Below are 11,121 nucleotides of genomic sequence, written 5' to 3' on the forward strand. Positions count from 1 at the left end.
GGAACAGGGCCAGCGGCGGCCATCCAGGCTCGCCCTTCACCGCCGCCGAGATGCCAGCCAGATGGCGGTCGATCTCGGTCCAGTCGAGCAGCGCAGCAAGCTCCGCCAACGAAGACGCCGCCCGAGGCTCCGGACGCGCGATGAGATCCTCCTGACCAATCCGCCGACGCGCCATCGTCACCTCCTACCGGTGCCGCCATGGAATCAGAGTACGCCGCGTCGCCTCAAGCACTTCCGCGCACAGACTTTATGAGCGGGGCCGGCGTCCCAGCAAGCATAGCCGGTCCATTGTTCTTCGCTGGGGAGGCTGTGCGATGACGACTGTGCCTGCTCTGCTGCCGGACCTGCGGACCACGCTGGTGGTCGTAGTAGAGGTCTCGAAGACCGCCTGGGTCATTGCCGCCCAGGTCCCGAGCCTGCAGGGGGCCAAGGTCAAGCAGCGTCTCGAGCCGCGGGCGGATGTATCGAGCTCTCCGTGGGCAGCGTCGGCGACAGCTATGACAATGCGCTCGCCGAAACCGTCATCGGCCTGTTCAAGACCGAGGTGATCCGGCGGCGTGGCCCGTGGCGCAACCTGGAGGCGGTCGAGTTCGCCACCCTCGAATGGGTCGATTGGTTCAACAACCGCCGCCTCCTCGAGCCGATCGGTAACATCCCGCCGGCCGAGGCCGAAGCACACTACTATGCCGCTCAGCAGGAGATTGCGCTGGCGGCCTGACTCAAGCTCACCAGCCTCCGGCGAACCCGGGCCGGTTCAGACAATAAGTCCGGAGCCTAATCGGCCTTGATGCCCGCGAACCTGATCACCCGTGCCCACTTCTCGATAGCGGCCGCCAGAATCGCCTCGAACTCGGCCGCCGTGCCGCCGACCGGCGTGCCCCCTAGGTCGAGGATGCGGGCTCGGACACCGGGATCGGCAAGGCCCGCATTGAGTTCGCGGTTCAGCAGTTCGACGATGGCGGCCGGCGTGTTGCGCGGCACGCCAATGCCCGCGAAGCCGCTGGCCTCGTAGCCCGGCACGAAGTCGGCGATCCTTGGCACGTCCGGCAGCACGTCCAGCCGGGCCGCGGTGGTGACCCCGAGCGGCCGCAGCTTGCCGGCCCGGATCTGCTCGATCGCCTCCGACAGCGGACTGAACACCAGCTGGATGTGGCCGGCCAACAAGTCGGCGACCGCGGGCGCACCGCCGCGGTAGGGCACGTGCAGCAGGTTGACCTCGGCCATCATCTTAAACAGCTCGACGGAGATGTTCTGCGGCGTACCGGTGCCGGCCGAGCCATAGCTGATACTGCCCGGGTTCGCCTTGGCGTGGGCGATCAGCTCGGGGATCGTATGAATCGAATACGCCGGATTGACCACGGCGACATAGGCCAGCCGCGCCGCGCAGACCACCGGCGCGATGTCGCGCATGAAATCGAAGGGCAGGTTCGGATAGAGTGCGGCATTGATCGCGTGCGGGGTCACGACCTGGAGCAGAGTGTAGCCATCGGGCGCCGCCCTTGCGACCATCTCGGTGGCGATGTTGCCGCTGGCGCCAGAGCGGTTGTCGACGACGAATTGCTGGCCGAGACGGTCCGACAGCCACTGCCCCATCAGGCGCGCCTGGATGTCGGTCGCGCCGCCGGCGGCGAATCCGACGAGGATGCGCGCCGGCCGCGCCGGATAGGCCTGAGCCCGAGATCGGCGCGGCGCAACGGCCATGCCCAAGGCCGAACCGACGGCCACAGTCGCAAGCGAACGGCGAGAAACTGCCATGTTGTCTCCTTCCCAATGGGCGCCTCTTGCGGGCGGTTTTCCCGGGTCGCCTTGTGGTGACACGCTACAGGCTCGGTGAACGGGTCGGCAAGAACAGCCAGTATGTCTCTGAAGAAGAGGCTCCCATCCCCTTATAACTGCGCGCTTGCTTGAACTGCGGAACGCTGGCGAGAGGCGACACGGATGATGGAGAAAGGCCGCTACGGCACGATCGACGAACTGGCCGCCACGGAGAAGATCAACTCGTCCTGCGTCTCGCGCGTGCTTCGCCTGACACTCCTAGCACCGGATATCGTCGAGGCGATCCTTGATGGCCAAGTTCCGCCCGCCCTCGGGCTGCCACAGCTGCTGGAACCGCTTCCGCTCAGGTGGGTGGAGCAGCGACTCGTGCTCTATGGTGGAGGGAAGACGTAAGTCAGCTATCGTGATGATGGACCGGGTGAGAGGCTAGCAGCTGGAGCACTCTGGACAGCGGATGTCCGCTCCATCTCTGGATGCGGACACGGGAGCAATCTGTCCGGGTTTGAGCGCAGCGGCGAATTCTGGCCGGAAGCGGTGAGTCCGCTCCTGGGCGGCTGACGCGGAAAAGCAGACCTTCGACAAGCCTTGCTGCCGCCGGTCAATCCAGTTCATGCCCGGAAGCGCTTGCGATACTCTGCGGGCGTGAGGCCCACGATCCGTGTGAAGACCTTCCGGAACGCGCCTGCGTCGGCGTAGCCGACCTCCCATGCCACCTGATCCGCTGTGAGCGGGCTGGACTGGAGCAGTTCACGAGCCTTTCCGACGCGGAGCCGCTGGCAATATTCCGTGGTGGTCAGGCCTGTCGCTTTCTGGAAGCGACGCAGGAGGGTCCGTTCCTCCAGCCCGGCCTGCATGGCGAGCGTGGCGAGGTCGATGTCCCTGGCCCCGGTCGCCTGAAGCCAGTGTTGGACCTTGAGAATGGCGCCGTCACCGTGATTCAGCCTCGGCGCGAAGACGCTGTAGTAGCTCTGCTCCCGCCCAGGCGGGTCGACCAAGAGCCGCCGCGCGGTCTCCATCATGACGACCGGCCCGAGATGGCGGTCGATCAGCTTCAGGACGAGGTCGGTCCAGGCCATCGCCCCGCCCGCGGTGATGATGTCGCCGTCGTCGATGAGCAGGCGGGCGGCATCCATCCTGGCTTCCGGAAAGCGCGCCTGGAACGCCTCCTCAAAGGTCCAGTGGGTCGTGATGCAGCGACCAGAGAGGAGGCCCGTCTCGCCCAGCAGGAAGGCGCCCGTGCAGATCGAGCCCAGCGCGGTGCCCGTGCTGTGCCGTTCACGCAGCCAGCCCACGAAGGGCGCCGCCTCGTGCGCCTCGATGGGCGGACCTAGCCGGGGCGGCAGGATAAGGACATCCGGCGGCCCTTCGACGCCGGGAGCGGTGTCGAACACGCGGACCGGGATGTGCTCGCCGTCCCGCATTTGCCAGTGGCTGACCCGCAGCGGAGGCGCCTGGTGGCGGTTTGTCTGTTCCCCCGCAATGCGGTCAGCGAGCATCAGGAAGTCCGTCATCCCAAGCACGGCCGCCAGTTGCGTGCCAGGGTAGATCACTAGGCCGATCTCGATGGCATTCCGCCCTGGCATGTCGTTTCTGACCCTCATTATGTCCGTGCCGACACTCCTACCGCCGCGCGTGGTCGTTTATCCAGAGGCCATTGCATCTGCGGGCCGCTGACCGCGCTCGTAGCCCAGGTGCTGGCAAGGAGGACTAAGCCATGACCGACAGCAGCAAGGAAGGCTTCCTGATCACGCGCCGGAAGACACTCCCGGCCTTGTCCATGGGGATCATCGGAATGACGACGCACACCTCACAAGCCGCTCGCGAGCAGGCGACGGTGACGCAGATCCGCAACGCGACGCTGCGCATCAACTACGGCGGTGTGCGCTTCCTGGTAGACCCGATGCTGGACGACCAGGGCACGTCCCCCGGGTTCCCCGGCTCGGCCAACAGCGAGCGCCGTAACCCCCTGGTGCCCCTGCCGATCCCGGTGACCGATATCATCGACGTGGACGCAGTCATCGTGACCCATCTGCACACCGACCACTGGGACGAAAGGGCCAAGGCGCAGCTCGGGAAGTCGCTCCCCCTCTTCGCGCAGAATGACGAGGACGCGGCGGCCATCCGGGAAGCAGGCTTCAAAGACGTGCGCGTCCTGACCGAGGCATCGGAGTTCAATGGTGTTAAGCTCGCCAGGACGGGCGGGCAGCACGGCACCGACGCCACCCTCAAGGCGGTGCCACGCCTGGGCAAGGTCTGCGGCGTCGTCTTCAGCCACCCCTCGGAGAAGACGCTCTACATCGCGGGCGACACCATCTGGAACGGACATGTCGAGCAGGCGATCGCCCGGCACCAGCCAGAGGTGATCGTGCTCAACGCGGGCAAGGCAACCTTCATCGGCCTGGACCCCATCATCATGGGGGAAGAGGACGTCCGGGCGGTCAACCGCGCCGCCCCGAAGGCCACCCTGATCGCCAGCCACATGGAAGCCGTGAACCACTGCATCCTGAGCCGCGCCGACCTGCGCGTCTTTGCCGAGAAGGAAGGGTTCGCGTCGAGCCTGCGTGTTCCGGCTGACGGCGAGACCGTAATCTTCTAGTCCGCCTGCATCCCTGCCCTGGCGTGACCGAGCAAGGCTTCTGAGACGCTGCGTCTTTATCAGGTGAAGGCGCGGCATCTCGCATCCTGATGTCTGCGTTGGAGAGCAGTTCTCCCTCACCTGCATGACCCATTTGGGCGCGAAGCCGCCAGGCACGTGAGACTACGGCGAACGGCCGCCTCGCCACCGGAATCGGACCTCGGTGAGCCGGCTTCAGAGGTCCGCGAAGCGTCGACCGCTGACCGCCAGTTCGCCCGGGAGCACCAAGACAGCATGACGGTGGCGACCAGCACCACGGTCCGGATGCCGCTGACCATCCGGCGGCGGCCGGAGCGGAAGACGGTGGTAACGCCGGTGCGGGGCGACGGTGAGGTGGCCCTCCCGACGCCCGCCGATCCGGCCCTTGTGAAAGCGCTGGCACGGGCGTTCCGGTACCAGCACCTCTTGGGCGAGGGGCGCTACGCCTCGATCACCGAGATGGCTAAGGCGGAGCGCATCGAGCGGGGGTACCTCGGCAGTCTGCTGCGGCTGACACTGCTGGCGCCCGACATCATTGAAGCGATCCTAAACGGGCGGCAGCCGGCAGACCTCGAAGTAGCGACGCTGATGGACCCAATTCCAAACGGCTGGCATCTTAGGGGTGGTCAGGGACGTGCCTGGACCGCATCATAGCCTAGCAGACCAGCGTCCGCTCGGGAGAGAAAGCGTCCCCTATGCTCCGCCGTTATGCGCTCACACTCGGTGCCGCGGTTGCGGCCGGTCCCTTTGCTGCACGGGCGCAGCAGGGCGGGGCCGAAGCCTGGCCTAACCGCCCCGTCACCATCCTCGTCCCCTTTGTCGCCGGCGGTCCGTCGGACATCATTGCCCGCGTCATCGCCCAGTACGGCGGCCAGTCGCTTAGCCAGCCGGTCGTGGTCGAGAACCGGACTGGTGCGAACGGCGAGGTCGCGTCGCGCCTACTGGCCCGGGCGCAGCCGGACGGGCACACCCTGCTCGTGGGCTCGATCGGCGTCTTCGCCATCAACGCCGCGCTGCGCCCGAACCTCGGCTACGACCCGCTGGCCTTCACCCCCATTACCCTGGCGGTCACCACGCCGAACGTGCTGGTGGTGAACCCGGACAAGGTGCCCGCGACCGACCTGCGCGGCGTCATCGACTGGCTGCGGCGCAATCGTGGCCGCACCAGTTACTCGACCAGCGGCGTCGGCTCCTCGGACCAGATGACGATGGAGCTCTTCAAGCAGCTCACAGAGACTGACCCGACCCATGTGCCCTATGCGGGCGGGGCGGCGGCGGCCACTGACCTGATTGCCGGCAACGTGGAGCTGAGCTTCCAGAACCTCGGCACGGTGGCCGGTCACATCCAGGGCGGGCGGCTGCGCCCGATTGTGGTCACCAGCGCCGAGCGCCACCCGGTGCTGCCCGATGTGCCCACCGCCGTCGAGGCGGGGTTGAAGGACTTCGTGGTCACCTCCTGGCAGGCCCTCATGGCTCCTCCGGGCATGCCTGCGCCGCTGGTCAGGCGCGTGCACGCAGCCGCGACCGAGGCACTGCGCCACCCCGAGGGACGGCAGCGGCTCGAGCAGATCGGCTTCACGGTGGTGGCGGGCTCGCCCGAGGCGTACGCCGCCTTCCAGCGCGAGGAGGTGGAGCGCTGGCGCGGCGTGGTGCGGACCGCCGGTATCAAGGCCGAGTGATCGGCCGCTTGTATGGTGCAATGTCTTGAGCGGATATTGAAGCAGGCGGCCTGGGCTCACACTCGACGGTATGGATTGGCCCAATGCGGAACAACGGCTTTTGAGCAATCCAAGCATGAAAGCAGTCAATCGGAGCGGTCCAGATAATTGACCGCTGTCAGGTCGCTTTTGGCTCCGGTGGGCCGCGTCGAAAGCGTGCGCGAACATCAGCGCCCGATGGATTTCGCCAGTGCGCGGGCTGCAGTAGGCCCGCCAGCATTTTGAGAAGCCGCTCCTTACGCGCGGCATGCCCCGTGCGTACCCGAGCAGCGCCACGACATTCGCCGCGGGCAGCGCAAGTCCCAGCAGCGGCACCAACCTCCCGGCCCAGAGATCGGCAGTGGCGTCCCGTTCCAAGCGGATGATGACGCTGAGGCCGGCTAGCTCCCAGCGCCGCATGCCCAAGCCAGGCAGATAAGGAACTGCCATGTCCCGAGGCCCCGCTCGTGCGTTGACGTGCTATGATCTTGCGCAGCCCGGAGAATGGCACCCGCCTTCTCATTCCCCAGCCCTCCCACGCTCTACTCTCAGGCCAGATGATGGCCGCCTGGGGTGCCCCCGGCTTCGCGCGGCCGGACCCGGCGCCCGAAGTGATCCTCGCCGCCGGGCAGCACGACATCGCCTGGTTGTCGTGGGAGACCGCTCCGACCCTCGACCCCGAGACGGGCCTGCCCCACGATTTCACCAAGCTTGGCGCGGCGGTCCATGCCCCCATGTGGGCGCACGGTGTGGAGATAGCCCGCGCCGCCTGGGGCCTCTGGCCCGCCCTGCTCATCTCCCTGCACGGCACGCGGGTCTACACGGAATACATGGACCCAGAGAGCCTGCCGCCCGAGGACCACGCCGCGATCGACCGCAACAACGCCAAGGAGGCTGCGCTCCAGGCGGACTGGATCGCCAAGCTCGACGTATCCCGCGAGCAGGTCGAACGGAACTCCGCCCTCGTCGCGGTAACCGACGCCCTTTCCCTCGCCCTCTGTTTTGCCGATCCGGACAAGGCTGGGGAGGCGCCGATGGAAGATGGCAGCGCCCGCAAGATGAAGCTGGTGCGGCAAGGAACATCTCGCTGGTCGCTTGACCCGTGGCCCTTCCGTGGCAACACGCTGACGGTGCAGTGCGAGACGATCCGCTTCCCTGCCGAAACCCGCTGGACCGACGAGGAGGCGATGCGCCGCGATCTGCGCGACGCAGCCTGGAGCACGCTGGCCGAGACCCTGGCCCCGGCCTGACGGATCAGATGGCGGCAGTAACCACCGGCATCGCCTCCGCCATCGCCGCAGTCCGCCGCGCTTGATCTGCCAGACGTCTCCATGTCTGCTTTCGAGCCGATCCTGCACTCCCTGACCACATGGCTGCTCGGTCCTCTACACCGGACATTATGCTCCGAGACGGGAACGTCCTGACCATTAACCCTCCACCGCCGCGGCCGACGGGGCGTCACTGCGCGCAACGGCCTCCAGCTTCGAAATCATAGTTGCGTTCTGTCAACCGCGCCCCTCTGGCAAAGCCTTGGCCAGCCGGAGGCGGCACGACATCAGGCTTCGCACCGGGCGCAGTTCAGTCAGCGCTCACTGTTCTCGGGGCCGGCCTCACTTTTTGAGTCTTCCTCCACCCGCCCCGCCGCGGCTTCTGTTGCGGCACGGTCGTCGCCGCCATAGCCCGCTTTGGGCACGGCCTCACCCGCTTCGCCGGCCGCGTCCGCGTCGCCGGATGTGGGAGCTCCTTGACCCTTCTCCTCCGCGGTCCAGCCGGGTTCGCCGGTGCCCTTCCCCTTGTCGTTCGGCATGCTCTGCTCCTTCGGTGCGGCGCCGCAACTCCCACGGCAGGACGTGGTTCCGCTGCTTTGTACGGCCAGTGTGAGGTGGTACGGCCAGTGTGAGGTGGTCCTTCTACATCGCACAGTTCGGGACAACTGTGCACGTCGCCAGCAATGCACTAGCTTTTGTCCGTTTCTGGACGTTGAGGATGGATCGGCCGAGACACTGAAGGTAGCGCGCCCGCTCGGGAACCTATAGAGAACACCTGAAGAGCGCCCATGACCGACCAGATCGTCATCACCGAAAAGACCAGCCAGGCAAAGGACGTCAGGGCGGCGGTCGGAGGCCGCTATGGGGCGATCCTGCCTGCCGAGGGCCATTTGTTCGACCTTGTCGAGCCCGAGGAAGTCTCGCCGGACTGGAAGCGGTGGACGCCGGTCCTGCTCCGGCCGGAAGGCCTCTACGGCACCAAGCCGGCCACGGGCGGCAACAAGGCCCCCAAGCTCAAGGCCATCCGCGATGCGCTGCGTCAGGCCAAGCGCGTCTGGCTCGCCACCGACTGCGACCGGGAGGGGCAACTGATCGGCCAGGAGATCCTGGAGCATTACGGCTATCGCGGCACGGTCATGCGGGTGATCTTCACCGCTCAAGACCCGCAGACCATCCGCGACGCCTTCGCCCGGGCCAAGTCCAATGCCGAATACGCCCGCCTGTACGCGGCCGCCGTCGCGCGGCGGCAGGCCGACCAGATCTACAACCTATCGCTGACCCGCACGGCCACCGTGACGCTGGCCCGCGGCGCGCGGACCGTCATCGGCGTTGGACGCGTGAAGACCCCGACTCTGGCCATCGTTTGCAAGCGCGAGCTGGAGATCCGCAACTTCGTCCCGCAGGCCTATTTCGAGGTGGTCGCCACCGCCCAGGCCGAGGCCGGGACGTTGCGGATGCGGCACGCGCCCAAGGATCGGATCCTGAAGCGCGAGGAGGCCGAAGCGATCGCCGCAGCCGCCGATGGCTTTGCCGGACCGCTCGCCGTGCGGGTCGAGGACAAGCGGCAGGGGCCGCCGCGGCTGCATGATCTGCCGTCCTTGCAGAAGCTGTGCGGCTCGCGCTTCGGCTGGTCGGCGGCGCGGACGCTCGAGGTGGCGCAGGAGCTCTATGATGGCCAGGGCAAGAAGGTCATCACCTACCCCCGCGCCGAAACCCGCTACCTGCCGGAGAGCCTGATCCCGGACGTGCCGCGGATCATCGCCGGGCTGCGGGTCGGGCGCGCCTTCAGCGAGATCCCGGTGCCCGAGCCGCCGGTCATCCGCCGCGGCGCCAGCGGCCACTTCCACGACAAGGGCTTGGCCGGGGCCAGCCATCACGCCGTCATCCCCAACGTCAACACGGTGGACACGCTGCGGGAAGTCTGGCCGCGGCTGTCGGGTGATGAGCGGCGGCTGTTCGATGTCATCGCCCGCTCCTACCTGGCCGCCATGATGCCGGACTTCCGCTATCGGCAGACCTCCGTCACTCTGGATGTCCGAGGCCACCTGTTCCGAGCTGCGGGGCGGCAGCCGATCGAGCTCGGCTGGCGTGCCGCCTTCCCCGAGTGGCAGCCAGCCGAGGAGAAGGGCGAGGACGCGCAGCTGCTGCCCGCGCTTAGGCACGGTGAGGCCGCCGTGCTGCGCGATGCAGCGGTCGAGGACAAGGAAACCCGGCCGCCGCCACGCTACAACGAGGGCACGCTGATTGAGGCGATGCAGAATGCCTGGCGCTTTGTCGCCGACGAGGCGCTGCAGGAGCGGCTGAAGGAGGCCAAGGGCATCGGCACGCCGGCGACCCGGGCCGAGATCATCCGCGGCCTCAAGACGCAGGAGTTCCTCGTTGCCGATGGCAAGCACATCATCCCCACCGAGCGCGGACTGGCGCTCTTCGCCGTGCTGGAGAAAGCCGATCCGGCGCTGGTCGACCCCGGCGTGACCGCTCAGATGGAGCGTCTGCTCGACGAGGTGCTAGTCGGGCAGCAGGAGATGGTCGGAGCGATCGACGCCGTCTGTGCCCAAGCCAGTCGGATCATCGGCCGTTTGCAGGAGGGCGCAGGCAGCGTGGAAGCCAAGCTACTGGGCGGTGTCGCCAGGGAAGCGGGTCCGGATCGGCCGCCGACACCGGCTATGAAGAGCTTCGTGGATAGCCTGGCCCGCCAGAAAGGGCTCAAGCCGCCCCGGGGCTACACGTCATCCGGCGCCGCCTGCCGGGCCTTCCTCGACCAACACGCGCCCAAGAAGGGCGGAACACAGCCGCAGGCTGATGTCGGGAGCGGGCGACCGTCGCCCGTTCGGAGGACTGTGGCGAACAGGCGCCCGCCGGACCAACGTGCTGCCGATGTGCCGGCAGCGAAGGTCGCGCCGGAGCTGGGCGACAAACGCACCATGCCGGGCCGTAGGGCGGTTGTCCGGAAACGGAAAGCCAGCGCCGGGAAGCCACGATCGTCGCGACCCAGCAAGGGCGCGGCGGAGCTTCGGTCCCCAGAGGCCGCCAGCGGCGATACACCGCTGCGCATTCCGTTCGGCAACAAGGAAGCAGCGCTTCAACTCGGTGCCCGCTACCGCGCCGGCGGCTGGTACGCGCCGGCGGGTGTCGATCTCAACGGCTTCCGTGAACGCGGATGGCTGTGACGAGGCCGGATAGGATCGGCTTACCGCGATTGCTTGGGTGGCTCCGCCCTGGCGCGGGTCCGCCTTGCGGCGGTGATCTGTGCCAGCGTCACCGGACGGAAGTTCCAGGCATCGACGCCGACATCTGTCTGTCGCGGCAGGGCCGCCAGGCGGCCATGGCTGTGGCCATGCAGGTTTAGCCAGCCCCGGCTCATGTTACGCCAGGTGCGGAACGCGTAATGGCACAGCACGATGCTGGCCCCGTCCAGTTCGATCTCGGCGTAGGGTCGGACGCTCGACCACCCGGCCAGGTTCGTCGTCGCAGTTGGGTCGTTGTTGCCGGTGATGAGGTGCTTGCGGCCGTGCAGCCGGGCGAGCAGTTCTGCCATCGCGGCTGCTGACACACCGAGAGCGAAATCGCCGAGGTGCCAGATCTCATCCTCAGGTCCGACGGTCGTGTTCCAGCGGTCCACCATGATGGAGTCCATCTGTAACCGTCGTCCCGCCCGCACGGTGAGCCTCGGCTGATCTGCCTTTCGGCTGGTTTCTCGGGCGCATGATGGCGCGGTAGCCTGAGCGCTCCGGCGAGACGGGGTGGAGATGGCGGTCGAGGACGA

At 67.3% G+C, this 11,121-nt stretch carries 10 protein-coding genes and 1 pseudogene; 7 read left to right on the forward strand and 4 right to left on the reverse strand.

Annotated elements, in window-relative coordinates:
- Positions 1-445 precede the first annotated feature (445 nt).
- A pseudogene (locus H7965_RS26365) lies at positions 446-718 on the forward strand (integrase core domain-containing protein); the annotation flags it as partial.
- A 56-nt stretch (positions 719-774) separates the two neighbouring features.
- Here the strand turns inward: H7965_RS26365 and H7965_RS26370 are convergent.
- Positions 775-1,755, reverse strand: a complete 981-nt coding sequence (locus H7965_RS26370; protein WP_186773527.1) for a Bug family tripartite tricarboxylate transporter substrate binding protein — start codon at positions 1,753-1,755, stop codon at positions 775-777.
- Positions 1,756-1,938: 183 nt separating this feature from the next.
- Here H7965_RS26370 and H7965_RS26375 point away from each other — a divergent pair, with 183 nt between their 5' ends.
- The gene (locus H7965_RS26375) at positions 1,939-2,169 is read left to right on the forward strand and encodes a hypothetical protein (protein ID WP_222440829.1); all 231 of its coding nucleotides are present in this window, start codon (positions 1,939-1,941) and stop codon (positions 2,167-2,169) included.
- A 215-nt stretch (positions 2,170-2,384) separates the two neighbouring features.
- On the opposite strand, the gene H7965_RS26380 is transcribed toward H7965_RS26375, so the two are convergent.
- On the reverse strand, positions 2,385-3,377 hold the full coding sequence (locus H7965_RS26380) for a GlxA family transcriptional regulator (RefSeq protein ID WP_229682811.1): 993 nt from the start codon (positions 3,375-3,377) through the stop codon (positions 2,385-2,387).
- Positions 3,378-3,490: 113 nt separating this feature from the next.
- Between H7965_RS26380 and H7965_RS26385 the strand changes: the two genes are divergently transcribed.
- The 4 genes from H7965_RS26385 (at position 3,491) to H7965_RS26400 (ending at position 7,337) form a co-directional block, all read left to right on the forward strand.
- Entirely contained in the window at positions 3,491-4,372 is an 882-nt protein-coding gene (locus tag H7965_RS26385) for an MBL fold metallo-hydrolase (protein WP_186773528.1), read from the forward strand.
- 273 nt (positions 4,373-4,645) lie between these two features.
- Entirely contained in the window at positions 4,646-5,044 is a 399-nt protein-coding gene (locus H7965_RS26390; RefSeq protein ID WP_186773529.1) for a hypothetical protein, read from the forward strand.
- A 41-nt stretch (positions 5,045-5,085) separates the two neighbouring features.
- Positions 5,086-6,069, forward strand: a complete 984-nt coding sequence (locus H7965_RS26395) for a Bug family tripartite tricarboxylate transporter substrate binding protein (protein WP_186773530.1) — start codon at positions 5,086-5,088, stop codon at positions 6,067-6,069.
- A gap of 500 nt (positions 6,070-6,569) precedes the next feature.
- Positions 6,570-7,337 (forward strand): DUF3891 family protein, encoded by a 768-nt coding sequence (locus H7965_RS26400; protein WP_229682810.1) that lies wholly within the window; start codon positions 6,570-6,572, stop codon positions 7,335-7,337.
- 332 nt (positions 7,338-7,669) lie between these two features.
- Here the strand turns inward: H7965_RS26400 and H7965_RS26405 are convergent, their stop codons facing one another.
- Positions 7,670-7,894: a hypothetical protein gene (locus H7965_RS26405; RefSeq protein WP_186773532.1), complete on the reverse strand. Its 225-nt coding sequence runs from the start codon at positions 7,892-7,894 to the stop codon at positions 7,670-7,672.
- Between the two features lie 249 nt (positions 7,895-8,143).
- Between H7965_RS26405 and H7965_RS26410 the strand changes: the two genes are divergently transcribed.
- Entirely contained in the window at positions 8,144-10,525 is a 2,382-nt protein-coding gene (locus tag H7965_RS26410; protein WP_186773533.1) for a DNA topoisomerase, read from the forward strand.
- A gap of 20 nt (positions 10,526-10,545) precedes the next feature.
- Here H7965_RS26410 and H7965_RS26415 read toward each other — a convergent pair whose 3' ends face one another.
- Entirely contained in the window at positions 10,546-10,992 is a 447-nt protein-coding gene (locus H7965_RS26415) for a metallophosphoesterase (RefSeq protein WP_186773534.1), read from the reverse strand.
- Positions 10,993-11,121 lie beyond the last annotated feature (129 nt).

The organism is Siccirubricoccus deserti (assembly GCF_014283215.1).
GTDB lineage: Bacteria > Pseudomonadota > Alphaproteobacteria > Acetobacterales > Acetobacteraceae > Siccirubricoccus > Siccirubricoccus deserti.